This window comes from Streptomyces sp. NPDC056222 (assembly GCF_042264065.1).
Taxonomy (GTDB): Bacteria; Actinomycetota; Actinomycetes; order Streptomycetales; family Streptomycetaceae; genus Streptomyces.
In genome coordinates this window covers 20375-44448 of record NZ_JBHJTL010000050.1, presented here as the reverse complement: position 1 = coordinate 44448, position 24074 = coordinate 20375, and the positions used below count along the sequence as shown (strand labels likewise).

The following is a 24074-nucleotide window of genomic DNA, read 5'->3' as shown; positions in this document are numbered from 1 at the left end:
GCGAATGTTCTCGGGGGCGTCCCCGATATCCCCCGGCCACCCGGGCCCCTACCGTCGTGGGTAGATGAGGGAGGGCCGCATGAAGGCAATCGTTCAGGACCGGTACGGCTCGGCGGACGTGCTGGAGTTCAAGGACGTCGAGACGCCGGTGCCGGGCGACCGCGAGGTGCTCGTACGGGTCCACGCGGCGTCGGTCAACGCGCGCGACTGGCATCTCATGAGGGGCGATCCGTATCTGGCGCGTCTGGTGCTCGGAGTCCGCAGACCGAAGGCCAAGATCCTCGGTACGGACTTCGCGGGCCGGGTGGAGGCGGTGGGAGCGGGGGTGACGCGACTGCGCCCCGGTGACGAGGTGTTCGGCGAGGCCGAAGGGGCGTTCGCGGAGTACATGTGCGCGTCCGAGGACGTCGTGGAGCGAAGACCGGCGAACCTGTCGTTCGAACAGGCGGCTGCGATTCCGTTGGCCGGCACCACCGCCCTCATGGGGCTGCGCGATCTGGGGGGCGTGCGGCAGGGTCAGAAGGTGCTGATCAACGGTGCGTCAGGAGGTGTGGGGACGTTCGCCGTCCAGATCGCGAAGGCCTCCGGCGCGGCCGTCACCGGTGTGTGCAGTACGCGGAACGTGGAGCTGGTCCGCTCGCTCGGGGCGGACCGTGTCGTCGACTACACGCAGGAGGACTTCGCCACGGGCGCGGAGCGCTACGACCTCCTCTTCGACCTGGTGGGCAATCGATCGCTGGCCGAGTGCCGACGCGCCCTGACCCCCACCGGGACGCTCGTCCTGTCCGGCGGCGGCGTCTTCGAAGGGGGCAGTGTGGTCGGGCCGATGGGGCTTCTCCTCAAGGGACAGCTGCTGTCCCGCTTCGTACGCCAACGGCTGCTCGTGCTCTCGGCCTCCCCCGGCAGGGAGAAGCTGGCGGCCCTGCGGGATCTGGCCGAGAACGGGAGCATCACACCGGTGATCGACCGGACCTATCCGCTCCACGAGGTGCCGGAGGCCATCCGTTACGTGGAGATCGAGCACGCCCGTGCGAAGGTCGTCGTCAGTTCCCCTCCGCCATCAGGACCTTGAGCCCTTCGGTCAGGTCGTCGGCGGTCGGCGCCGTCTCGGGGTCCACCATCCACTGGATCATCACGCCGGTCACCAGCGCCTGGCAGAGCAGCCCCGCCACCCGGGCCTTCTCCGGGTCGGCCTCCGCGTCGATACCGAGGAAGCCCTCGGCCATGCCGAGACGGCCCTCCCGCTGGGGCTCCTTGATGGCCTCGCGGAGCTTCTCGTCGTCGTCGAGGCGGGTGACGATCTCCGTCTGGAGCTTCCAGACCGGTCGGCTGGCGTCCGCCGCGGCGATGACCTGCTCCCAGAGGTCGTGGAACCGCTGGTACGGGTCGGCCGGCAGCGCCTTCTTCTCCTCGCCGCTCCCGGCCGGGCCGACCTGGTTGCCCCACTCCTCCGTCAGCGTAAGGAAGGCCTGCTGGAGCAGAGCCTCCTTGGAGCCGTAGTGGTAGCCGATGGAGGCCAGGTTGGTGCCCGAGGCGGCGACGATGTCGCGGGCCGTGGTGCGGGCGTAGCCCTTCTCCAGGAGGCAGCGCTTGGCGCCTTCGAGCAGGTCTTCCTTGTGTCCCATGACAGCACTGTACCCGGCGGCTAGACGGTCGTGTAAGACGACCGTCTAGCGCACCGGGTACGGGTACCCGGGTCGGCCCGGACCGGTCCGGGCCGAGCCTGCCTGGGATCAGACCAGGTTGACCGAGCGGGCCGAGGCCGCGCCGATCTCCTCCGAGATCTCGGTGAGCACCGCGGCGGGCACCGTGTCGTCCACGGTGAGCACGACGAGCGCCTCGCCGCCCTCCTCCGAGCGCGCCACCTGCATACCGGCGATGTTCAGACCGGCCTCGCCGAGGATCCGGCCGACCGTGCCGACGACACCGGGGCGGTCCTCGTAGCGGAGCACCACCATGTGGTCGGCGAGCGCGACGTCCACGTCGTAGTCGCCGACGGCGACGATCTTCTGGAGGTGCTTGGGGCCGGCCAGCGTGCCGGAGACCGCGACCTCCTCGCCGCTCGAGAGCGTGCCGCGCACGGTGACCACGTTGCGGTGGTCGGGGGACTCGCTGGAGGTCGTCAGACGGACCTCGACACCGCGCTCCTGCGCGAACAGCGGGGCGTTGACGTACGACACGGTCTCGTCGACCACGTCCTCGAACACGCCCTTGAGCGCGGAGAGTTCGAGCACCTTGACGTCGTGCTGAGTGATCTCGCCGTACACCTCGACGTCGAGACGCGCCGCGACCTCGCCCGCGAGCGCGGTGAAGATGCGGCCGAGCTTCTCGGCGAGCGGCAGACCCGGCTTGACGTCCTCGGCGATGACACCGCCCTGGACGTTGACCGCGTCCGGCACGAGCTCACCGGCGAGCGCGAGACGCACCGAGCGGGCGACCGCGATACCGGCCTTCTCCTGGGCCTCGTCCGTGGACGCGCCGAGGTGCGGGGTGCAGACGACCTGGTCGAGCTCGAAGAGCGGGGAGTCCGTGCAGGGCTCCTTCGCGTACACGTCGAGACCGGCGCCGGCGACCCGGCCCTCCTTGAGGGCGGAGAACAGCGCCGCCTCGTCGACGATCCCGCCGCGCGCGGCGTTGACGATCCGGACGCTGGGCTTGACCTTGTGCAGCGCCTCGTCGCCGATGAGACCGAGGGTCTCCGGGGTCTTCGGCAGGTGGACGGTGATGAAGTCGGCGACCTCCAGGAGCTCGTCCAGGGCCAGCAGCTTCACCCCCATCTGGGCGGCGCGGGCCGGCTGCACGTAGGGGTCGTACGCGACGATCTTCATGCCGAAGGCGGACATGCGCTGGGCGACCAGGACGCCGATGCGGCCGAGGCCGACGACGCCGAGGGTCTTCTCGCTGAGCTCGACGCCCGTGTACTTCGAGCGCTTCCACTCGCCGTTCTTCAGCGCGGTGTTGGCCTGCGGGATGTTGCGCGCGGTGGCGACGAGCAGGCCGCAGGCGAGCTCGGCGGCGGTGACGATGTTGGAGGTCGGGGCGTTCACGACCATGACGCCGGCCTTGGTGGCGGCGGAGACATCGACGTTGTCCAGGCCGACACCGGCGCGGGCCACGACCCGGAGCTTGTTGGCGGCGGCGATGGCCTCCGCGTCGACCTTGGTCGCGGAGCGGACGAGGATCGCGTCCACATCGGCGATGGCGGGCAGCAGTTCGGCGCGGTCGGCACCGTTGCAGTGCCGGATCTCGAAGTCCGGGCCCAGTGCGTCGACGGTGGCGGGCGACAGCTCTTCAGCGATGAGTACGACGGGTTTCGAGCTCACGTGAGTCCTCACAGATCCAGTGCGGACGGCCGTCCCGACGGCCGCAGGCGGTGGAGGGGGCTTGCCGCGTGAAAGCGCACGACGCTGTGGGCCTGAACGCGAATGTTGTTGAGCAGTGTAGTGGTGCGTCGGCGCAGTTCATGCGCCTCGTTGGAAGGATCACTCGTCCGTGGTTGGACGGCCTGTCCAACGATGTGGCACGGGGCCGGACAGTGTGTCCGGCCCCGTGCCGGAGGCTTACGCCTCCTCGTCGTTCACCCAGCTCATGAGCTTGCGCAGCTCCTTGCCGGTGGTCTCCAGGAGGTGCTGCTCGTCCTGGGTCTTGTACTCGTTGTACTTCTTCAGGCCACCGTGGTACTCGTCCATCCAGTTCTTGGCGAAGGTGCCGTCCTGGATGTCGGTGAGGACCTTCTTCATCTCGGCCTTGGTGGCGTCGGTGATGATCCGCGGGCCGGTGATGTAGTCGCCCCACTCGGCGGTCTCGGAGACCGACCAGCGCATCTTCTCCAGGCCGCCCTCGTACATGAGGTCGACGATGAGCTTCAGCTCGTGCAGGCACTCGAAGTAGGCGATCTCCGGCTGGTAGCCGGCCTCGACCAGGGTCTCGAAGCCCGCCTTCACCAGCGCGGAGGCACCACCGCAGAGGACGGCCTGCTCACCGAACAGGTCGGTCTCGGTCTCCTCGGTGAAGGTCGTCTTGATGACGCCGGCGCGGGTGCCGCCGATGGCCTTGGCGTAGGAGAGCGCCAGGGCGAAGGCGTTGCCGGTCGCGTCCTGCTCGACGGCGGCGATCGCGGGGACGCCGCGACCCTCCTCGTACTGGCGGCGGACCAGGTGGCCCGGGCCCTTCGGGGCGACGAGCGCGACGTCGACGCCGGCCGGGGGCTTGATGAAGCCGAAGCGCACGTTGAAGCCGTGGGCGAAGAACAGCGCGTCGCCGTCCTTCAGGTTCGGGGCGATGGACGCCTCGTAGACCTGGGCCTGGATCGGGTCCGGGATCAGGATCATGATGACGTCGGCCTCGGCGGCGGCCTCGGCCGGCGTCACCACGCGCAGGCCCTGCTCCTCGGCCTTGGCCTTGGACTTGGAGCCCTCGTGCAGACCGACGCGGACGTCGACACCCGAGTCACGGAGCGACAGCGCGTGGGCGTGGCCCTGGCTGCCGTAACCGATCACCGCGACCTTGCGGCCCTGGATGATGGACAGGTCGGCGTCGTCGTCGTAGAACAGCTCGGCCACTGGGAATCTCCTTGATGTGCTGGTGTTGCGTCCCACCGTACGGCGGGGAGCGGGAGGGAAGTCTTCGGGTCTCGCCAGGCGGACCGCCGGATGGACCGGCGGTCCGTTCCTGTTGACGCCCGGAAGGGTCAGGCGCTGCGGTCGAGGGCCCGCAGGGAGCGGTCCGTGATGGACCGGGCACCACGCCCTATGGCGATCGTGCCGGACTGCACGAGCTCCTTGATGCCGAACTGCTCCAGCATCTTGAGCATCGCGTCGAGCTTGTCACTCGAACCGGTGGCCTCGATGGTGACCGCCTCGGGCGAGACGTCCACGGTCTTGGCACGGAACAGCTGGACGATCTCGACGATCTGGGAGCGGGTCTCGTTGTCGGCGCGGACCTTCACCAGGACGAGCTCGCGCTGGATCGCAGCGGAGGGCTCGAGTTCGACGATCTTCAGGACGTTGACCAGCTTGTTGAGCTGCTTGGTCACCTGCTCCAGCGGCAGGTCCTCGACATTGACCACGATGGTGATGCGGGAGATGTCGGGGTGTTCGGTGACACCGACGGCGAGCGAGTCGATGTTGAAGCCGCGGCGGGAGAACAGGGCGGCGATCCGGGCCAGGATGCCGGGGGTGTTCTCCACCAGGACGGAGAGCGTGTGCCTAGTCATGTGCGTCGTTCCTCTTCCTACGGCTCTCGGTCTCAGTCGTCTTCGTTGTCGCCGAAGTCGGGGCGGACGCCCCGGGCGGCCATGACCTCGTCGTTGGAGGTGCCGGCGGCGACCATGGGCCAGACCTGGGCGTCCTCGTGGACGATGAAGTCGATCACGACCGGGCGGTCGTTGATGGCGTTGGCCTCGGCGATGACCTTGTCCAGGTCGGCCGGGTCCTCGCAGCGCAGCGCGACACAGCCCATGGCCTCGGACAGCTTGACGAAGTCCGGGATGCGGGTGCCCTTGCGGGGCGCCGTGCTCGCGCCGACCTGGGAGCCGGCGGCCTCGTGACCGGTGTCGTCGGCGTGCAGGACGGTGCTGGAGTAGCGCTGGTTGTAGAAGAGGGTCTGCCACTGGCGGACCATCCCGAGGGCGCCGTTGTTGATGATGGCGACCTTGATCGGGATGTTGTTGAGCGCGCAGGTGACCAGCTCCTGGTTGGTCATCTGGAAGCAGCCGTCGCCGTCGATCGCCCAGACCGGGCGGTCCGGCATACCGGCCTTGGCACCCATGGCGGCCGGGACCGCGTAGCCCATCGTCCCGGCGCCGCCGGAGTTGAGCCAGGTGGCCGGCTTCTCGTAGTCGATGAAGTGCGCGGCCCACATCTGGTGCTGGCCGACGCCGGCCGCGTAGATGGTGTCGGCCGGGGCGAGCTGGCCGATGCGCTGGATGACCTGCTGCGGCGAGAGGCTGCCGTCCTCCGGCAGGTCGTAGCCGAGCGGGTAGGTCTCGCGCCAGCGGTTCAGGTCGCTCCACCAGGCGGTGTAGTCGCCCTTGTTGCCCTCTGCGGCCTCGGCCTGGACGGCCTGGACCAGGTCGGCGATGACCTCGCGGGCGTCACCGACGATCGGGACGTCGGCGGCGCGGTTCTTGCCGATCTCGGCCGGGTCGATGTCGGCGTGGACGATCTTGGCGAAGGGCGCGAAGCTGTCCAGCTTGCCGGTGACGCGGTCGTCGAAGCGGGCTCCGAGGGCGACGATCAGGTCGGCCTTCTGCAGCGCGGTGACGGCGGTGACCGCACCGTGCATGCCCGGCATTCCCACGTGCAGCGGGTGGCTGTCGGGGAACGCGCCCAGCGCCATCAGGGTGGTGGTGACGGGGGCGCCGGTGAGCTCGGCGAGGACCTTCAGCTCGCCGGTGGCGCCGGCCTTCAGGACGCCGCCGCCGACGTACAGGACGGGGCGCTTGGCCGCGGCGATCAGCTTGGCGGCCTCGCGGATCTGCTTGGCGTGCGGCTTGGTCACCGGGCGGTAGCCGGGCAGGTCGGTCTGCGGCGGCCAGCTGAAGGTGGTCTTCGCCTGCAGGGCGTCCTTGGCGATGTCGACCAGGACCGGGCCGGGACGGCCGGTGGAGGCGATGTGGAACGCCTCGGCGATCGTCCGCGGGATGTCCTCGGCCTTGGTGACCAGGAAGTTGTGCTTGGTGATCGGCATCGTGATGCCGCAGATGTCCGCCTCCTGGAAGGCGTCCGTGCCGATCGCCTTGGAGGCGACCTGGCCGGTGATCGCGACGAGCGGGACGGAGTCCATGTGGGCGTCGGCGATCGGGGTCACCAGGTTGGTGGCGCCGGGGCCGGAGGTCGCCATACAGACGCCGACCTTGCCGGTGGCCTGGGCGTAGCCGGTGGCGGCGTGGCCCGCTCCCTGCTCGTGGCGGACCAGGATGTGGCGGACCTTCTTGGAGTCCATCATCGGGTCGTACGCGGGGAGGATGGCGCCGCCCGGAATACCGAAGACGGTGTCGGCCCCCACTTCCTCGAGAGAACGGATGAGGGACTGCGCACCCGTGACGTGCTCGACGGTGGTGGCGGACTGTCCGCCGCTACGGGCCCGCGGCTGCGGATGGTGCCCGGAGGCCTGCTCGGTCATCAGCATTCTCTTCTCGAAGCAGAGGGTTTTTGCGAGGGTTTGGGGGGAGCCGGTGCAACAAAAAACCCCTCGTGCCGGGAGGCAAGCGAGGGGAGCGCGTCGGTAGCGTTCAAGCCGGGCCTTCTATGGCCCTGCTTCAGCCGACGCGCTTTCCAAGTACGAGAATTCGGGTGCGCATGGCACTGACCCTCTCCCCGACGCACCATCAGTGTCAAGGGGGTGGGACGGGCGTCTCACTATTTGAGCGGAACGGGGGATGGTTTCCGGCTGGAATCGCCACCCCTCCGGGGACCGGGTACTCGTCCCGCACGAGCGCACGGCGCAGCCGGTACTCGTCCAGCGGACCTGAGAAGGCCATGCCCTGTCCGTGCGTGCAGCCCATGGCGCGCAGGGCGATCACCTGCTCGGGGACGTCCACACCGTCGGCGACGGACTGCAGCCCGAGGTCGCGGGCGATCCGGAGCAGCCCGCTGGTGATCTTGCGCAGCCGGGCCGACTCGACCACGCCCTCGACCAGACCTCTGTCCAGTTTCAGTACGTCGACAGGGAGGCGCCGCAGCGCGTTGATCGCCGCGTGGCCGCTGCCGAAGCCGTCCAGGGCGATCCGTACACCGAGGCGGCGCAGGGCGACCAGGCGCTGCTCCAGGTCGTCGAGGGAGACCCGGGGGTCGCTGTCGGCGAGTTCGATCATCAGGGAGCCCGAGGGGAGACCGTGTCGGGTCAGCAGCGCCTCGACGGTGGCCAGCGGCAGCGAGCGGTCCAGGAGCCTGCGGGCGGAGAGTCGCACGGAGACCGGCGCCCGATGGCCGAGTCCGGCCCGTTCGGCGGCCTGCTCGACGGCCTGCTCCAGGAGCCAGCGGCCGAGCTCGGAGACGCGCTCGCTGTCGTCGGCGACGCGCAGGAACTCGGCGGGGGTGAAGAGGATGCCCTGGGCGGAGCGCCAGCGGGCCTGGGCCGCGACGGCGGTGATACGGCCGCTGGTGAGGTCCACGACGGGCTGGTGGAGCAGGGCGAACTCGCCGTCGTCGAGAGCGGTGCGCAGCCGGGTGGCCAGCTCCGTCCTGCGGACGACCTCGGCCTGCATCTGCGGGGCGTACATCTCGACGCGGTCCTTGCCGGCGGCCTTGGCCCGGTACATGGCCAGGTCGGCGTTACGGAGCAGGTCCCCGGCGCTGATGCCGGGCTCGGCGAAGGCGACGCCGATGGAGGCGGCGACCCGCACCTCGTTCCCGCCGTCGAGGCGGTACGGCTGGGAGAGCGTGAGGCGGAGCCGGTCGGCGATCTCGTGGACCTGGTACTCGCGTGCCGACGTGTCCCGCGAGCCGTCGCCGAGGATGAGCGCGGCGAACTCGTCGCCGCCGAGACGGGCGGCGGTGTCCCCGGCCCGTACGGAGTCCTGGAGGCGGCGGGCGGCCTGGACGAGGAGCTCGTCGCCCGCCTGGTGGCCGAGCCGGTCGTTGACGCCCTTGAAGCCGTCGAGGTCGATGAAGAGCACGGCGGTGCCGGGGTCGGAGGAGCGTCGGCCGGTGAGGGCCTTGCGGACCCGCTGGGTGAACAGCGCCCGGTTGGGCAGGTCGGTGAGCGGGTCGTGCTCGGCGTTGTGCTGCAACTGCGCCTGGAGTCTGACCCGTTCGGTGACGTCGCGGCTGTTGAAGATGAGCCCGCCCTGGTGGCGGTTGACGGTGGACTCGACATTGAGCCAGTCACCGCGGCCCGAGCGGAAGCGGCACTCGATCCGGGTCGTCGGCTCCTCCGAGGGAGGAGCGGCGAGGAACCGGCGCACTTCGTGGACCACGCCGCCGAGATCCTCCGGATGGATGAGGGAGGCCAGTTCGGAGCCGATCAGATCCTCGGCCTCACGCCCGTAGACCCCCGAGGCGGCGGGGCTCACGTACCGGAGTATGCCGGTGGGTGCGGCGATCATGATGACGTCGCTGGAGCCCTGCACCAGGGACCTGAAGTGGTTCTCCTTCTGGGCCAGTTCATGGGTGAGGGCGATGTTGTCGAGGAGCATGATGCCCTGCCGGACGACCAGGGCGAGGACGACCGTACAGCCGGTGAAGACGACCACGCGGTCCACTCTGCGTCCCTCGACGACGTTGTACAGGATGCCGAGCGTGCAGACCGCCGCGGCGAGATACGGGGTGAGGGCGGCCAGCGAACCGGCCACGGGGCGGCTCGGGAGGCGCTGGCCGCGCGGGGAGGAGGTGCTCTCGACGCCCCGGCGCACCCCCCAGGGGGCGTACGCCAGGAGCAGCGATCCGGCGAACCAGCCGGCGTCGAGCAGCTGCCCGGAGGTGTAGTTCTCGCGGAGCAGCGGGGAGGTGAAGAGGGCGTCGCACAGCACCGTGAGGGCGAGGGCCGCGATGGCCGTGTTCGTCGCCGAGCGGTTCACGTTGGAGCGGCGGAAGTGCAGGGCCAGGACCATGCTGACGAGAACGATGTCGAGCAGCGGGTACGCGAGCGAGAGGGCGGCCTCGGCGACGCTCTCGCCCTGGAAGTGCGCGGTGTGCGCGAGGGCGAGGCTCCACGAAAGGGTGAGCAGCGAGCCGCCGATGAGCCAGGCGTCGAGCCCGAGGCAGACCCAGCCGGCCCGGGTGACGGGCTTCTTGGCGAGGACGAGCAGGCCGACGATGGCGGGCGGGGCGAAGAGCAGGAAGAACAGGTCGGCGACGGAGGGGCTGGGCACCTCCCGGTCGAGCACGACTTCGTACCACCCCCAGACTCCGTTCCCGGCGGCGGCCATCGTGGAGGAGAAGGCGAACAGCATCCAGGCGGGGCGGAAGCGGCTCTCGCGGAGGCGGGCGTAGAGGAAGCAGGAGACGCCTGCGGCGAGGGCGGCGGCGCTCAAGCCGAAGTCGCCCATGATGAGCGACAGTTGTTCGGATCCCCAGCCGAGGGCGGCTCCTGTCGCGTAGCCCGCGCAGATCAGTCCGAGGACCACCTGGGTGAGGACGCCGCCGGTGTCGGACGGTGTCGGGTCCGGGCCCCGGGTGCCGCTCGCACCGTCTCCCGCCTTCTTCGTCGGAGTGCCGCTCACGGTCGCGGACGCGGACGCGGCACCGCCCGTCGCCGTGCCGCCCTGGGCCGTGCCCGCGGCGACCGGGTTGCGGCCGATGAGCGCTCCGGGGGCGTTCACCGGGGCTCCCCTGCGCATGCCGCTGTCTTCGGGCGCCTCCTGTGCCGGAATGGGGCGCGCGAGGGTCGTCGACGGCGGCCCCGCCGCGTCGGATCGTCGGTCCATCGGCCGTACTTCACCCGTCGCCCCCCTCGGATTCTGTTGACCCGTCACTTCGCTCCCCAGCGCCAGCTCGTACTCGACGCAGCCCCCCGCTCCGGGACGATACACCAGGACCGTCACTCAGGGACAGGGCTGCTGTACTCTCAGTGACGGCCCTGGGGCTCACGACGGGCGCACCGAGGGGGCGCGCGTCTTGGGCCGGCGACTCAGGTGGTCAGGACCACGTTGGCCAGCCGATCCCCCGCCGCGAACCGGGTCAGCTGGCCGGCGATCAGCCGCTTGGCACGGGGCAGGAACGCCGAAGTGGAACCGCCGACATGGGGACTGACCAGGACACCGGGAGCGTGCCACAACGGGTGGCCGGGCGGCAGCGGTTCGGGGTCGGTGACATCGAGCGCGGCGGCGATCCGGCCGCTCTCGACCTCCTTGAGCAACGCGGCGGTGTCCACCACGGGGCCCCTGGCGACGTTGACCAGAAGCGCCCCGTCCCGCATCCGCGCGAGGAACCCCGCGTCGGCGAGATGCCTGGTCTCGGGCGTGAGAGGGGTGGACAGCACGACGACATCCGCCTGCGGCAGCAGGTCGGCCAGAGCGGACATCGGCTGGACCGGACCGCGCTCCGTGGTGCGTGCGGAGCGCGCGACGCGCGCCACCCGCGCGCACTCGAACGGAACGAGCCGGTCCTCGATGGCGGCACCGATCGACCCGTACCCCACGATCAGCACGGACTTGTCGGCCAGCGCCGGGTAGAAGCCGGACCGCCATTCCTCCGCGTCCTGGCCGCGCACGAAGCCGGGGATCCCGCGCAGAGAGGCGAGGATCAGGGCGAGCGCCAGCTCGGCGGTGCTGGCCTCGTGCACGCCTTTGGCGTTGCAGAGTTCGACCCCCGGGCGCAGCGCGCCGAGTCCGGGGGTCACGTGGTCCGTGCCGGCCGACAGTGTCTGCACGGCACGCACCGAGGTCATCGCGGCGAGCGGCCGGACGGCGATCTCCGTGCCCTTCATGTACGGGACCACGTAGAAGGCGCAGCGCGCCGGATCGGCCGGGAAGTCGGGACCGCCGTCCCAGAAGCGGTAGTTCAGCCCCGACGCGCCCGAATCGGGAAGCCCTTCGATCTCGTCCGCGGGAATCGGAAGCCACACGTCAGCGGTCGTGTCATCGAGTGTCATGACCGGGAGGCTATGCGAAGAACCCCGCTCACCATTGGTTACTTTGGGGGGCGGCACAGGGAGGGGTACCGGCAGGTGGAGCGCAGGACTATCGGGGCGGCGGCGCTCGACGTGGGCGCGGTCGGCCTGGGCTGTATGCCGATGAACTGGGCCTACAACGCCTCGCAGCAGCGTGGCGACCGCTCGCTGCGGACGGTGCACGCGGCGCTGGACGCCGGGGTGAGCCTGCTCGACACCGCGGACATGTACGGGCCGTTCACCAACGAGCTGTTGGTGGGACGGGCTCTGAAGGAACGCCGGGCGGAGGCCTTCGTGTCGACCAAGTGCGGTCTGCTCGTGGGCGATCAGCACGTGGTGGCCAATGGCCGGCCGGGATACGTACGACGGGCCTGCGACGCCTCGCTGCGCCGGCTGCAGACGGATGTGATCGATCTCTACCAGCTGCACCGCGCCGATCCCGAGGTGCCGGTCGAGGAGACCTGGGGCGCGATGGCCGAGCTGGTGTCCGCGGGCAAGGTGCGGGCGCTCGGGTTCTGCGCGGTGGGGGCCCGTGCGGCCCGGCGCGGCGGGCCGGCGCATCTGCACGAGGGAACGATTCGGCAGCTGGAGCGGGTCCAGCAGGTCTTCCCGGTGAGCGCGGTGGAGGCCGAGCTGTCGGTGTGGTCGCCCGAGGCGCTGGAGCGGCTGTTGCCGTGGTGCGAGGCACGGGGTGTGGGGTTCCTGGCCGCAATGCCGCTGGGGAACGGTTTCCTCACGGGGACGCTGACGCCGGGCGGCGGCTTCGAGCCGGACGACCCGCGGGCCCGGCACCCCCGCTTCACCGCCGAGATGATGGCTGCCAACCAGCCGCTGGTGGCCGGTCTGCGGCGGGTGGCGGCCCGGCACGGCGCGAAGGTCACTCCGGCCCAGGTGGCGCTGGCGTGGGCGCTGGCGCAGGGGCCGCACGTGGTGCCGATCCCGGGGGCGAAGCGGGAGGTCTGGGCGGTGGAGAACGCGCGGGCGGCGGAGCTGGTGCTGACGGCCGCGGATCTGGCGGAGATCGCGCGACTGCCCGCGCCGCGGGGATCGTGGGACTGAGCGCGGGAACCCGATCGACCCGAGCGGTGTATCAAGGGTAGTGAGCGCCGTTCGAAGGGATCGGGACCGTGGGCCGAGCTTTTGTGGGAGCTGTGTGTGCCGCCGCCGTGCTGGGGCTCGTGACGGGGTGCTCGTCGGGCGAGGGCGGGAGCGGGCCCGCGTCCTCGCCCACGTCCGCGCCCCCGTCGGCGTCGCGGTCGGGGACGGGAGGGGCGCCGGCCGAGGTGCGGGTCGCCGGGACGCTGACCGAGGATCTGGAGTCGCCGTGGGGCGTGGCCGCGCTGCCCGGCGGGGATCTCCTCGTCGCCTCGCGCGACGAGCGGACGATCACCCGCGTCGACGCGAAGACGGGGACGAAGACGCTGGTCGGAGAGGTGCCGGGGGTGGTCCCCGGCGGTGAGGGCGGGCTGATGGGCCTCGCCGTGCGGGACGGCCTGGTGTACGCGTACTTCACCGCCGAGTCGGACAACCGCATTGTCCGGATGCCGTACGGAGGCGGGAGCACGGACCGGCTGGGCGCGCCCGAGGTGGTCCTGTCGGGTATCCCGAAGGGGAGTGTGCACAACGGCGGGCGGATCGGGTTCGGCCCGGACGGGATGCTGTACGCGGGGACGGGCGAGCGGGGCGAGACGGGCCTCTCGCAGAACCTGGAGTCGCTGGGCGGCAAGATCCTGCGGATGACACCGGACGGGAAGCCGGCGCCCGGCAATCCGTTCCCCGGCTCGCTGGTGTATTCGTACGGCCACCGCAATGTGCAGGGCCTGGCCTGGGACACGGACGGACGGCTGTGGGCGGCCGAGTTCGGCCAGAACACCTGGGACGAGCTCAATCTGATCCAGCCCGGCAAGAACTACGGGTGGCCGACGGTGGAGGGCTCGTCGGACGTGTCCGGCTTCGTGAACCCGGTGGCCCAGTGGAGGACGGACGAGGCCTCGCCGAGCGGTATCGCGTACGCCGAGGGCGCGATCTGGATGGCCGGGCTCCGAGGCGAGCGACTCTGGCGGATTCCTCTCTCGGGGGCGGAACGCGCGGGGGAGCCCGAGGCGTTCCTCGTGGAGGAGTACGGCCGCCTGCGTACGGTCCTGGCGGCGGGTGACGGCCGGCTCTGGCTGACGACGAGCGAGACCGACTCCCGGGGCACCCCCGGGCCCGGCGACGACAAGATCCTCCGGCTGGAGGTGAGATAGGGGCGGGCAGATGTTCAACCTGGCGGAAGAGCTCTTCGCACCGGGCCGCAAGCACACCGAGGACGAGCGTCAGCGGCTCGCCCTGACCAGGGAGGACCAGGGCGACGGCGATCCCGGGAAGGGACCGATAGACCTGACCTCGGGCCGGGTCACGATACGCGTCCCGGGGCCGGCCGCCACGAAGGATCAGGGCGCCCAGGGTGCGCCCGCCTCAGGGAGTCGGCTCCAGGAGGCGGAGGCGGTGGGCGAGGGCGGCCGCCTCGCCGCGGCCGGAGACGCCCAGCTTGGCGAGGATGTTGGAGACGTGGACGCTCGCCGTCTTCGGTGAGATGAAGAGTTCCTCGGCGATCTGGCGGTTGGTGCGGCCGGCGGAGACCAGGCGCAGGACGTCCTGCTCCCGGGGAGTCAGGCCGAAGGCGTCGTCTCCCGTCTCGGGTTCGGGGGCGTGATCCGGGGTGGTGAGGGAGAGACGGGCCCGGGCGGCCAGGAGTGCGACGTCCTCGCGAAGGGGGTGCGCGCCGAGGCGGACGGCCGTGGCATGGGCCTCGCGCAGGAGGGCCGCCGCCTCCTCGCGGAGGCCGCCCTCCGCGAGCAGGGCGTCCGCGAGGCGATGACGCGCCTGGGCGAGCAGGTAGGGGCGCTCCAGCTGCTCGTACGCGGTGACGATCTCGGCCCAGCGTTCGACGGGTCGGCGGTCCTCCGCACGGTCCAGCTCCGCCGAGGTGTACAGCGAGTACGCCTCCCACACGGGCGCGGGGGTCGCCAGCCCCCGTACGCAGCGGCGGATCAGGGCGGTCGCCTCCGTGCGGCCCTCCTCGGCGGCGGGCAGGCCGAGCGAGTCGGCCTCCGCGGTGGCGGCGGCGAGCAGCAGCGGCCAGGCCTCTCGGTGGGTGCCGAGCGGGAAGCCGGACTCCACGGCGGCGGCGAGCACGGTGCGGACGTCCTGGATCCGGCCGCCGACGGCGGCGATGCTCAGCTCGACCATGCGCGTCGGGACGGTGTACTGCGGCATGGGGTCGGCCTCGCCGAAGTGCTCGCGGGCGGCGGCGAGCTGGGTGACGGCGGTGTCCAGCTCGCCCCGGGCGAGGGCCAGTTGGGCGAGGCGCAGGGCCACGGAGCCGCGCGGCTTGGATCGGATGCCGTTCTGTTCCAGCCACTCGCAGTTGCGCTGGGCATCGCACCAGAGCCCGAGGGAGAGCTGCGACTCGGCCTGGTTGGAGCGGATCCAGCCCTGGCTGTCGAGGAGGCCGTGGTCGCGGGTGAGCCGGATGCCCTCCTCGGCGACGTCGACGGCCTCCTGGGAGCGGCCGAGGTTCTCCAGGGAGTGGGAGAGATTGACGTGGGCGCGGGAGGACTCGTGGTGGAGGCCGAGGGCACGCGTGCGGTCGCGTACCTCGTACATCGTGGCGAGTCCCGTCTCGCGGTCTCCGGCGCCGACCTGGAGGGTGCCGAGGGTCAGTCGGGCGCTGAGCTCGATGGACTCGTCCTTGACGAGGCGGGCGTACTCGACGGCCCGCTCGGCGGCGGCCAGGCTCTCCGGGCCGGGCTTGTGGAGCATCCCCCAGCCGGCGGCCACGGCGAGGATGCGGGCGTGCACACCGGACGGAGGCAGGCCCTTGACGAGTTCCTGGGCGGTGGCGATCTCGTCCCAGCCGTCGGAGCGGCCGAGTCCGGAGACGATGCGGGAGCGTTCGGTCCAGAACCAGGCGGAGCGCAGCGGGTCGCGGTCCTCGTCCTCCTCCCCTTCGAGGAGCCGCAGGGCCATCTTGCCGATCTTCAGGGCGCGTTCGCGCTCTCCGCACAGCCGGGCGGCGTACGCGGCCTCGGCGAGCAGGTCGAGATAGCGCAGCGGTGTGGTCTCGGGGTCGCAGCCGCACGGAGGGTACGCCTCGGCGTAGTCCATCGGCCGCAGCGAGTCGCGCACCTCGGCGGGGACCTCGTCCCAGAGTTCCATGGCCCGTTCGAGGAGCCGCAGTTGTTCGGCGTAGGCGTAGCGCTTGCGGGCCTCGGCGGAGGCGCGGAGCACGGCCGGCAGCGCCCGGGAGGGGTCGTGGGCGTGGTACCAGTAGCTGGCGGACCTGGTGGCGCGTTCGTCGGCGCGGACGAGGGAGGGGTCGGCCTCCAGGGCTTCGGCGTAGCGCCGGTTGAGGCGGGAGCGTTCACCGGGCAGCAGGTCGTCGCTGACGGCCTCGCGGACCAGGGAGTGGCGGAACCGGTAGCCGTCGCCGTCCGGGACGGACTGCAGGATGTTGGCGCCGACGGCGGCGCGCAGCGCCTCGATGAGGTCGTCCTCGGAGAGCCGGGCGACGGCGGCGAGCAGCGCGTACTCGACGGTGGAGCCGCCTTCGGCGACGATCCTGGCGACCCGCTGGGCGTCCTCGGGGAGCGTCTCGACCCGGACGAGCAGCAGATCGCGCAGGGAGTCGGTGAGGGCGCCTGGAGCGCAGCCGGACTCGTGGGAGACGACGAGTTCCTCGACGAAGAAGGCGTTGCCGTCGGAGCGGTCGAAGACCTCGTCGACGAGGGCGGCGTCGGGTTCGGCGGCGAGGATGCCGGTGAGCTGGCGGCGGACCTCCGCGCGGGTGAACCGGGCGAGTTCGATGCGCCGGATGGTCCGCAGCCGGTCCAGTTCGGCAAGCAGGGGGCGCAGCGGGTGGCGGCGGTGGATGTCGTCGGCGCGGTAGGTGGCGACGACCACGATCCTGCCGCGGCGCAGGGTGCGGAAGAGGTAGGCGAGGAGGTGCCGGGTCGATGCGTCGGCCCAGTGCAGGTCCTCCAGGACGAGCACGATCGTCCGGTCGGCGGCGAGCCGTTCCAGGAGACGTACGGTCAGTTCGAAGAGGCGGGCGGTGGAGTCCTCGTTGGAGGGCTCGTGGCTGCCGACGTCGCCGAGTTCGGGGAGGAGGCGGGCGAGTTCGCCCTCCTGCCCGGCGGCCGCGGCCGCCAGTTCGTCGGGGAGCCGGCGGCTCAGCGCGCGCAGGGCGGTGGAGAAGGGCGCGAACGGCAGCCCGTCCGCGCCGACTTCGACACAGCCGCCGACCGCGACGAAGGCGCCGCGGTCGCAGGCCGCGGCGACGAACTCCTCGATGAGCCGCGTCTTGCCCACGCCGGCCTCGCCGCCGATGAGCAGGGCCTGGGGCTCTCCCTCACCGGCGCGGGCCAGCGCGTCGGTGAGGGCGGTGAGTTCGCCGGCCCGGCCGACGAACACGGGGCTGACTGACCTGGTCTCCACGGCGCCGAGCATCGCACAGACGTCCGGGGTCGTGCTCATACGGGGGTCACGCGGCCCGGACGAAGCGGCCTCGCTCGGCTCCCACCCGCCCTTCGGAATCATGGCCTCCGGACCGGGCGGCCGCCTTCGCGGCCCGCCGCGCCTTGACGGCCTGGCGGGCCAGGCGCTCGGCGGCGGCCTCACGGACGCGCTCGTCGTGGTTCATGCGGTGCAGTTCGTACGCGAACATTCGATGCTCCCTGGTGTCGGTATCGCTCCTTGCGATGCCTCTACTTTCGTTTCCCAGGGGGTGTCGCCACATCGGGAGAGTGCCGCATGTTCGGGGGACGGGGGGCCTTAGGAGGGTCCTAGGGGGTACTTAGGGCGCCGACGGGAGACTCAGGAACAGGTCGAAGTACATGCCCGCCGACAGGAACAGTCCGATTCCGCCCAGTACGGCACCGGCGACGGCCACGGCCCGGATCCAGACGGGGCGCTGCGGGCGGGTGAGGACGACCACGGCGGTGATCAGGGCGAGGAGCGAGAAGAGGCCGTTGACGAGTGCGGTGGTGTGCCAGGCGTCTCCGTAGATCTCGGAGATCTGCTGGGCGGCGGTGCCGCCCTGGGCATTGATCTGGCCGATGAGCGTCTCGCGCTCGCTGCCGACCTTCCCGACCCAGGTGCCGCTCAGGGCGGCGAGCCCGAGGCCGGCCGAGACGACGGCCGCGGCGCCCGCGCCGACGCCGCTGGAGGCGGCGGGGGCCTCGTCGGCCGCCTCCAGCTCGTCCAGGTCGTCCAGGTCGTCCAGGTCTCCCTGCTCGTCCAGCTCGTCGACGGCGTCGAGGCCGTCGCCGGGGTCGACGGCCTCCCTGGTCTTCACGGCCTCCGTGGTCTTCACGGCCTCCGCGGTCCGCGCGGCCTCGGCGGTCTTCTCGGTTTCCGTGTTCTCGTCAGTCTTGGCAGTCATGCACGGCACGCTAGGTGCCGCGTATGAGAGGGGCCTTAAGAAGCCTGCCCGGCCCTGAGCGTCTTCCACTCCGGCGCGAGCACCGACCAGACCTCCATGTCGAGGCGCTGCCCGCGGTACGGGTAGCTCTCCCGCAGCACGCCGTCCTTCGTCATGCCGAGCCGCCGGGCCACCGCGATGCTGGCCTCGTTCTTCGAGGAGACCAGCCACTCGACGCGGTGGATGGAGCGCTCCACGACCGCCCAGTCGATGATGGTGCGCGCGGCCCTGGTGACCAGGCCCTTGCCGACCGCCGACGGCTCCAGCCAGCACCCGGCCTCGGCCGTCCCGAGGGTCACGTCCATGGTGCGGAAGAGCACGCCGCCGACGAGGGTGCCCCCGGTCCAGATGCCGTAGATCCGGCCGGCGTCGTTCGCGGCCTTCTCGGCGTACGCCTTGAGGAAGGAGCGGGCCGAGTCGAGGTCCGCCACGAAGTCGGGGAGCGCGATGTGCTCTCCGACGTACTCCCGGCCGCGGTTCATGTGGGTGAGGAACTCCTCGGCGTGCGAAGGCTCCAGAGGCCTCAGCACGGCACCGTCGTCACCCAGCGATATCGCGAACATCCTCGTTGTCCTCCGCGCTCGAAACAGTCACACGCTGCAGGGGGATCTTCGCACGGTCGTCGTCCCGTTCGGCGTCCCGCGCGTCGGCTGCGGCGCGGGACTCGGCGGGTTCGATGCTGATCCTCGGCAGTCGGCGGTCGAGCCAGCGCGGCAGCCACCAGTTCGCCCCTCCGAGCATGTGCATGAGCGCCGGGACGAGCAGCGTCCGCAGGACGAAGGCGTCGAGGGCGACGGCGGCGGCGAGCGCGATGCCGAACATCGCGATGACCCGGTCCCCGCTGAGCACGAAGGCGAGGAAGACGGAGATCATGATGACCGCCGCGGAGTTGATCACCCGGCTGGTCTCGGCGAGCCCGACCCGGACCGCCCGACGGTTGTCGCCCGTCTCCAGCCACTCCTCGTACATCCGGCTGACCAGGAAGACCTGGTAGTCCATGGAGAGCCCGAAGAGCACCGACACCATGATCACGGGCAGGAACGGTTCGATCGGGCCGGCGCTGCCGAGCCCCAGCAGCTCGCTCCCCCACCCCCACTGGAAGATCGCGACGACGATCCCGAAGGAGGAGGCTACGGCGGCCACGTTCATGGCCGCCGCCTTCAGCGGAATGCCGATCGAACGGAACGCGAGCAGGAGCAGCAGACAGCCGAGCGCGATGACGACGCCCACGAAGAGCGGCAGCTTGCCGACGATGATCTCGGCGAAGTCGTCGTACGAGGCCGTGACGCCGCCGACGTGCACGTCCAGCGAGGTGCCCTGCTCGGCCGAGGGCAGCACGTCCGCGCGCAGCCGGTCGACGAGCTCGCTCGTCGCCTTCGACTGCGGAGAGGAGTCCGGTACGACGGTCAGGACGGCCGTGTCCCCCGCGCTGTTGTACGTGATCGGCGAGACGGACTCGACGCCCCGGGTGTTCGCGAGCTCGGCCGGCAGCTCCGCGAGCGCGACCCTGTCGTCGGCGCCGTCGATCTGGGCGACGAGGGTGAGCGGCCCGTTCACTCCGGGCCCGAATCCGTCGGCCAGCAGGTCGTACGCCTGCCGCGTCGTCGCCGTGGCCGGGCCGTTGCCCTGGTCGGACGTACCGAGATGGAGCGAGAGGGTCGGCAGGGCCAGGACCAGCATGACGACGGCGGCGACCCCGCCGAGCAGCTTGGGGTGGCGCTCCACGAAGGCGGACCAGCGAGCGGCGAAGCCGGTCGGCAGCTCGGGCTGCGGGCCGTGCTCGGTGAGGTGCCGCCGTTCGCGTCGGCTGAGCGCCCGCATGCCGATGAGGGAGAGCAGCGCGGGCAGCAGGGTGATGGAGGCCGCGACGGTGAGGACCACGGTCAGCGAGGCGGCGATGGCGACGCCGTTGAGGAAGCTGAGCCTGAGGATCAGCATGCCGAGCAGTGCGATGCAGACGGTCGCGCCCGCGAAGACGACGGCACGGCCGGTGGTCGCGACGGCGATCTGCGCGGATTCGGCGACCGAGAGCCCTCGTTTGAGGCCCTTGCGGTGCCGGGTGACGATGAACAGGGCGTAGTCGATGCCGACGCCCAGGCCGATGAGCAGGCCCAGCATGGGCGCGAAGTCGGCGACCGTCATGACGTGGCCGAGCAGCGCGATCCCGGAGTACGCGATGCCCACGCTGACGAGGGCGGTGGCGATGGGGAGCGCGGAGGCGGCGAGCGAGCCGAAGGCGAGGAAGAGGACGACGGCCGCGACGACCACGCCGACGGCCTCGGCGGTGTGTCCGCCGGGGGCCTCGGTGAGGGCGATGGCGGTGCCGCCGAGTTCGACCTGGACGCCGTCGCCCGCGGCTGTGCGGGCCGTGTCGACGAGCGCCTGGGCCTGGGCCTTCGGGATGTCGTCGGCCTGCTCGTGGAAGGTGACCGCGGCGTAGGCGGTGTGCCCGTCCTCGCTGATCCGTGCCTGGGCGGCCGGGCTGTCCCCGTACGGGGAGGCCACCGACGCGATGCCGGGCAGTTCGGCCACCTCGTCGAGCATCTCGGTCATGCGCTGCTCGATGCCGGTGGCGCGGACACTGCTCGTCCCGGCGTGCCAGACGATGGTGTCGCTGTCACCGCCCGCGCCGGGGAACCCCTGATCGAGGAGAGCGGTGGCACGGCCGGACTCGGTGCCTGGCACCTCGTAGTCGTTGGAGTACGCGTTGCCCGCGACCGCTGCGCCGGCGACTGCTCCGCCGAGGGCGATGAGCCAGAGCAGAACGACGACGAGGCGGTGCTTGATGCACCACCGTGCAATGGCTGCCAAAGGACGGGCTCCCTGGTGGGTGGTTCGTGGATCTTTACCGGGGAACTGCCCGCAAAGAACGCATGACCTACGTCAGGCCACTGTTGCAGCCTTAAGAGATCATTTGCCCGTTTCGTGTCGTTACTCACAGGGCTGCGCGGAAGCTCAGGCCTTTGGTCCTGGGCTCCCGCGCAGCGCGTTCGGAAGGTCTGGTGCGCGGCCTCAGCCGGAGACGCTCGCCCGCCCGTTCTCGATGTGCCCCATGAGCCGTCGGCGGAAGCCGCCCGGGGCGGTCACCTCGACGTCGTACCAGCCGTGCGCGTCGGCTGCGGAGTGCACGACCGTACGGCTCCGGCCGGGCTTGACGGTGACGGTGCGGGTCCAGTCGCGGAGGTCGTCCCGGTCGACGTAACCGAGCGGGCGGACGGTGAAGGAGACCGGGGCGGCGCCCGTGTTCCGTACGGTGAGATGCAGGTCACGGTCATGATGGTCGATGTGCGAGGCGACCTCGGCGCCGCCCGCCGCCGGGCCCTCGAACTCGCGGCGGAAGCCGTTCGGACCGGTGATCGTGAACCGGTAATGATCGCGGGTAAGGGGTACCGCCCATTGCGCCGCGCCCCTTACGTCCTGGTGCTGGGGGACGGTGAACTCGCCGGCGTACGGATAGAGCGCGAAGTGGACACTCGCCTTCCCGCTGTTCCGCAGGGCGACGGTGATCTCCTTCTCCCCCACCGTCGCGGCGGCGTCCGGCTGGTACGGAAGCGGGCGGGCGGGGCGGCTGCCCGGCTCCTGCACCGGCATCTGCTGGACGGCCGGCGGCTGCGGCCGCCACCGGCCGGAGAAGGGCGGGATCGGGCCGGGCTGCTCGATCCCGGGCCGGCGGTGACCGCGGCGGAAGTCGAAGGCGGAGGTCAGGTCGCCGGTGACGGCGCGGCGCCACGGGGTGATGTTGGGCTCCTGGATCCCGGTGAGCTTCTCCAGGAAGCGGATCACGGAGGTGTGGTCGAAGGTCTCGGAGCAGACGTAGCCGCCGACCGACCAGGGGGAGACGACGAGCAGCGGGACGCGGATGCCGAGGCCGGTGGGCAGACCCTTGTAGCGCTCGTCCGTGTTGTCGGCCGGCGGGACGGGCGGCGGCACGTGGTCGAAGAAGCCGTCGTTCTCGTCGTAATTGATCAGCACGACGGTGTGGCGCCACACGTCGGGGTGCGCGCCGAGGGCGTCGAGCACCTTGTAGACGAGGGTGGCGGAGGCGATCGGTGAGGAGGAGCCGGGGTGCTCGGAGTCGATCGCGGAGGGGACGAGGTACGAGACCTCCGGCAGCGTCCCGGCGGCCACGTCGGCGCGGAAGGCGTCGGCGAGCCTCCCGGTCTCGACGCGGCGCAGTCCGCGCTCGAAGAGCGAGCGCTCGGCAGCGGTGAGGGTGGCGACGCCGTCGTCGAGGGCGGTGAGGAGCCGGGTCCGCTCGGCGGCGTCGTCCGTGTCGCGGACAGCGGCGTAGAAGGACTCCATGAAGGTGTGCCCGCCGGTGCCGGCGAGCGCCTTGCGGGCGATCTTCTTGAAGCCGGCGAAGAACTCGATGTTGTTGTCGGTGAAGTTCTCCCACTCCGTGTACGTCTTCCAGCTCCGCCCGGCCGCTTCGAGCCGCTCGGCGTAGGTGGGCCAGGAGTAGCCAGGATGGGTGCCCTCGGCGTACGCGGCGTTGGTGACCGCACGGCTGCCGTCGGCCTCGAAGCCGGTCCAGCCGGACCACAGGTGGTTCCGGTTGGGGCTCGTCGAGGTGTGGATGGAGGAGTGGTAGGCGTCGCAGATGGTGAAGGTGTCGGCGAGCTCGTGGTGCAGCGGGATGTCCTGGCGGTCGTAGTACGCCATCGTCGCCGCGGTCTTGGCGGAGACCCAGCCGTCCATCCACCCGTCGTGCCACGCCTTGGCGCCGCCGCTCCAGGAGTGGTCGAGGTCGCCGATGTACTGGAGGTCCTTCTTCTGAGCCTCGGCGGCGTTCCTGATCGGGAACGGGAGCACGGTCCGGCCGAGCGCGGCGGGCTGTTCGAAGACCGGCTTGCCGGAGGGGAGCTCGATGGCGTTGCGGTCACCGAATCCACGGACGCCGCGGAGGGTGCCGAAGTAGTGGTCGAAGGACCGGTTCTCCTGCATGAGGATCACGACGTGCTTCACCGCCGACATCCCGCCGGCCGGTGGCCCCGCGGCGATCGCCTCCTGCAGCGACGGCGGGAGCAACGATCCGGCGGCGGCAACACCGAGGGCGCCACCGCCCAGTGCGAGGAGCCTTCTGCGAGACATCTCGGGTGACACGAACGACCTCCAGACGACGGCCAATGGTTCGCCTTCGAGCCATTGGGTGGTACGCGGGGGACGGTAGTGAGACCGAGTGACGGTGAGAAGACCCGACGACGGCGGGGTGGTGAACGTCCATCAGGCGGTGACGGAAGTCCAAGCGATTTCCGGCCACGGAGCCCGCGGCCGCCGCTACTTGACGTGCACGATCTGGATCAGGTTGCCGCAGGTGTCGTCCAGGACCGCCGTGGTGGACGGGCCCATCTCCAGCGGGTCCTGGGTGAACTGGACGCCGAGCCCGCGCAGTCGGTCGAACTCCGCCCGCACGTCGTCCACGGCGAAGGAGACAGCCGGGATGCCGTCCTTCGCCAGCCCCGTCTTGTACGCCTGCACCACGGGGTGGCGGGAGGGCTCGAGGAGCAGTTCGGTCCCCTCGGGGTCTTCCGGCGAGACCATGGTCAGCCACCGGTCCGTGCCCAGCGGGACGTCGTGCTTCTTCACGAAGCCCAGCACATCCGTGTAGAAGCGCTCGGCCTTCTCCTGGTCGTCGACGAAGACGCTGGTGATGTGGATCCTCATGGGGTGCTCTCCGGTGTTTCGGGCCTGAGCCACCGGCTCGCGATGCGCTCAAGGGGTTCGGTGTTCAGATCGTGGAACTTGTAGCGGCCCTGCCGCCGCGAGACGACCAGTCCCGCGGATTCCAGTACGGCGAGATGCTGGCTGATCGCCTGGCGGGACAGCCCCAGACCGTGCTTCGTCACCAGCCGTGTGCATATCTCGAACAGGGTCTGACCGTCCCGTTCCACCAGCTCATCGAGGATGCGCCGACGGGTGGGATCGGCCAGTGCCTTGAAGACATCCTCCGTCATACCCACCACCATAGGCAAGTATCGACTTGCCTATCAAGGTCGGCCCTCCCCATGACAAGGGCGGCCCGCCCCGGAAACCTCCGGTGCGGGCCGCCCTCGTACGA

General features: G+C 70.9%; 19 protein-coding genes. 4 read left to right on the top strand and 15 right to left on the bottom strand.

Features of this window, described 5'->3' with window-relative positions; translation table 11 throughout:
• The first annotated feature begins 79 nt into the window (after positions 1-79).
• The gene (locus tag ACFC0D_RS22985; RefSeq protein ID WP_376438927.1) at positions 80-1072 is read left to right on the top strand and encodes an NAD(P)-dependent alcohol dehydrogenase; all 993 of its coding nucleotides are present in this window, start codon (positions 80-82) and stop codon (positions 1070-1072) included.
• On the opposite strand, the gene ACFC0D_RS22980 is transcribed toward ACFC0D_RS22985, so the two are convergent.
• The 7 genes from ACFC0D_RS22980 to ACFC0D_RS22950 all read right to left on the bottom strand — a co-directional run bounded on the left by ACFC0D_RS22980 (position 1044) and on the right by ACFC0D_RS22950 (position 11535).
• Positions 1044-1625: a TetR/AcrR family transcriptional regulator gene (locus ACFC0D_RS22980; RefSeq protein WP_376438924.1), complete on the bottom strand. Its 582-nt coding sequence runs from the start codon at positions 1623-1625 to the stop codon at positions 1044-1046. The two genes, ACFC0D_RS22985 and ACFC0D_RS22980, sit on opposite strands and share 29 nt — an antisense overlap.
• Before the next feature lie 108 nt (positions 1626-1733).
• Complete coding sequence (serA, locus tag ACFC0D_RS22975; RefSeq protein ID WP_376438921.1) at positions 1734-3323, bottom strand: phosphoglycerate dehydrogenase; 1590 nt, start codon at positions 3321-3323, stop codon at positions 1734-1736.
• 237 nt (positions 3324-3560) lie between these two features.
• Entirely contained in the window at positions 3561-4562 is a 1002-nt protein-coding gene (gene ilvC, locus ACFC0D_RS22970) for a ketol-acid reductoisomerase (RefSeq protein WP_329115580.1), read from the bottom strand.
• A gap of 128 nt (positions 4563-4690) precedes the next feature.
• The gene (ilvN, locus tag ACFC0D_RS22965; protein ID WP_215065241.1) at positions 4691-5215 is read right to left on the bottom strand and encodes an acetolactate synthase small subunit; all 525 of its coding nucleotides are present in this window, start codon (positions 5213-5215) and stop codon (positions 4691-4693) included.
• A gap of 32 nt (positions 5216-5247) precedes the next feature.
• On the bottom strand, positions 5248-7131 hold the full coding sequence (locus tag ACFC0D_RS22960) for an acetolactate synthase large subunit (protein ID WP_376438916.1): 1884 nt from the start codon (positions 7129-7131) through the stop codon (positions 5248-5250).
• A gap of 205 nt (positions 7132-7336) precedes the next feature.
• Positions 7337-10369, bottom strand: a complete 3033-nt coding sequence (locus tag ACFC0D_RS22955) for a putative bifunctional diguanylate cyclase/phosphodiesterase (protein ID WP_376438913.1) — start codon at positions 10367-10369, stop codon at positions 7337-7339.
• 203 nt (positions 10370-10572) lie between these two features.
• Positions 10573-11535, bottom strand: a complete 963-nt coding sequence (locus ACFC0D_RS22950) for a 2-hydroxyacid dehydrogenase (protein WP_376438910.1) — start codon at positions 11533-11535, stop codon at positions 10573-10575.
• A 75-nt stretch (positions 11536-11610) separates the two neighbouring features.
• Between ACFC0D_RS22950 and ACFC0D_RS22945 the strand changes: the two genes are divergently transcribed.
• The 3 genes from ACFC0D_RS22945 to ACFC0D_RS22935 all read left to right on the top strand — a co-directional run bounded on the left by ACFC0D_RS22945 (position 11611) and on the right by ACFC0D_RS22935 (position 14127).
• Complete coding sequence (locus ACFC0D_RS22945; protein WP_376438907.1) at positions 11611-12612, top strand: aldo/keto reductase; 1002 nt, start codon at positions 11611-11613, stop codon at positions 12610-12612.
• Between the two features lie 68 nt (positions 12613-12680).
• Positions 12681-13799 (top strand): PQQ-dependent sugar dehydrogenase, encoded by a 1119-nt coding sequence (locus ACFC0D_RS22940; RefSeq protein ID WP_376438903.1) that lies wholly within the window; start codon positions 12681-12683, stop codon positions 13797-13799.
• A 10-nt stretch (positions 13800-13809) separates the two neighbouring features.
• On the top strand, positions 13810-14127 hold the full coding sequence (locus tag ACFC0D_RS22935; RefSeq protein ID WP_376438900.1) for a DUF6191 domain-containing protein: 318 nt from the start codon (positions 13810-13812) through the stop codon (positions 14125-14127).
• On the opposite strand, the gene ACFC0D_RS22930 is transcribed toward ACFC0D_RS22935, so the two are convergent.
• The 8 genes from ACFC0D_RS22930 to ACFC0D_RS22895 form a co-directional block, all read right to left on the bottom strand.
• Positions 14011-17070, bottom strand: coding sequence for an AAA family ATPase (locus ACFC0D_RS22930; RefSeq protein WP_376438897.1), 3060 nt, complete (start codon positions 17068-17070; stop codon positions 14011-14013). The two genes, ACFC0D_RS22935 and ACFC0D_RS22930, sit on opposite strands and share 117 nt — an antisense overlap.
• Positions 17071-17077: 7 nt before the next feature.
• Positions 17078-17260 carry a hypothetical protein gene (locus ACFC0D_RS22925; RefSeq protein ID WP_329115595.1) on the bottom strand — a complete coding sequence of 61 codons (183 nt, stop codon included), beginning with the start codon at positions 17258-17260 and terminating at the stop codon, positions 17078-17080.
• Between the two features lie 129 nt (positions 17261-17389).
• Complete coding sequence (locus ACFC0D_RS22920; RefSeq protein WP_376438893.1) at positions 17390-17977, bottom strand: hypothetical protein; 588 nt, start codon at positions 17975-17977, stop codon at positions 17390-17392.
• 35 nt (positions 17978-18012) lie between these two features.
• On the bottom strand, positions 18013-18579 hold the full coding sequence (locus ACFC0D_RS22915; RefSeq protein WP_376438889.1) for a GNAT family N-acetyltransferase: 567 nt from the start codon (positions 18577-18579) through the stop codon (positions 18013-18015).
• Positions 18557-20827: an MMPL family transporter gene (locus ACFC0D_RS22910; RefSeq protein WP_376438886.1), complete on the bottom strand. Its 2271-nt coding sequence runs from the start codon at positions 20825-20827 to the stop codon at positions 18557-18559. Before ACFC0D_RS22910 ends, ACFC0D_RS22915 begins: the two co-directional genes overlap by 23 nt.
• 201 nt (positions 20828-21028) lie before the next feature.
• Positions 21029-23119 (bottom strand): phosphocholine-specific phospholipase C, encoded by a 2091-nt coding sequence (locus ACFC0D_RS22905; protein WP_376438883.1) that lies wholly within the window; start codon positions 23117-23119, stop codon positions 21029-21031.
• A gap of 174 nt (positions 23120-23293) precedes the next feature.
• Complete coding sequence (locus ACFC0D_RS22900) at positions 23294-23680, bottom strand: VOC family protein (protein ID WP_376438881.1); 387 nt, start codon at positions 23678-23680, stop codon at positions 23294-23296.
• The gene (locus ACFC0D_RS22895) at positions 23677-23970 is read right to left on the bottom strand and encodes a metalloregulator ArsR/SmtB family transcription factor (RefSeq protein WP_329115607.1); all 294 of its coding nucleotides are present in this window, start codon (positions 23968-23970) and stop codon (positions 23677-23679) included. Before ACFC0D_RS22895 ends, ACFC0D_RS22900 begins: the two co-directional genes overlap by 4 nt.
• Between the last annotated feature and the right edge of the window lie 104 nt (positions 23971-24074).

Excerpts from the sequence above, each read along its gene's own strand:
- ACFC0D_RS22985 (WP_376438927.1), top strand. The coding sequence starts at position 80 with ATGAAGGCAATCGTTCAGGACCGGTACGGCTCGGCGGACGTGCTGGAG.
- ACFC0D_RS22980 (WP_376438924.1), bottom strand. The coding sequence starts at position 1,625 with ATGGGACACAAGGAAGACCTGCTCGAAGGCGCCAAGCGCTGCCTCCTG.
- ilvN (WP_215065241.1), bottom strand. The coding sequence starts at position 5,215 with ATGACTAGGCACACGCTCTCCGTCCTGGTGGAGAACACCCCCGGCATC.
- ACFC0D_RS22960 (WP_376438916.1), bottom strand. The coding sequence starts at position 7,131 with ATGCTGATGACCGAGCAGGCCTCCGGGCACCATCCGCAGCCGCGGGCC.
- ACFC0D_RS22955 (WP_376438913.1), bottom strand. The coding sequence starts at position 10,369 with ATGGACCGACGATCCGACGCGGCGGGGCCGCCGTCGACGACCCTCGCG.
- ACFC0D_RS22950 (WP_376438910.1), bottom strand. The coding sequence starts at position 11,535 with ATGACACTCGATGACACGACCGCTGACGTGTGGCTTCCGATTCCCGCG.
- ACFC0D_RS22935 (WP_376438900.1), top strand. The coding sequence starts at position 13,810 with ATGTTCAACCTGGCGGAAGAGCTCTTCGCACCGGGCCGCAAGCACACC.
- ACFC0D_RS22930 (WP_376438897.1), bottom strand. The coding sequence starts at position 17,070 with ATGAGCACGACCCCGGACGTCTGTGCGATGCTCGGCGCCGTGGAGACC.
- ACFC0D_RS22925 (WP_329115595.1), bottom strand. The coding sequence starts at position 17,260 with ATGTTCGCGTACGAACTGCACCGCATGAACCACGACGAGCGCGTCCGT.
- ACFC0D_RS22920 (WP_376438893.1), bottom strand. The coding sequence starts at position 17,977 with ATGACTGCCAAGACTGACGAGAACACGGAAACCGAGAAGACCGCCGAG.
- ACFC0D_RS22915 (WP_376438889.1), bottom strand. The coding sequence starts at position 18,579 with ATGTTCGCGATATCGCTGGGTGACGACGGTGCCGTGCTGAGGCCTCTG.
- ACFC0D_RS22900 (WP_376438881.1), bottom strand. The coding sequence starts at position 23,680 with ATGAGGATCCACATCACCAGCGTCTTCGTCGACGACCAGGAGAAGGCC.
- ACFC0D_RS22895 (WP_329115607.1), bottom strand. The coding sequence starts at position 23,970 with ATGACGGAGGATGTCTTCAAGGCACTGGCCGATCCCACCCGTCGGCGC.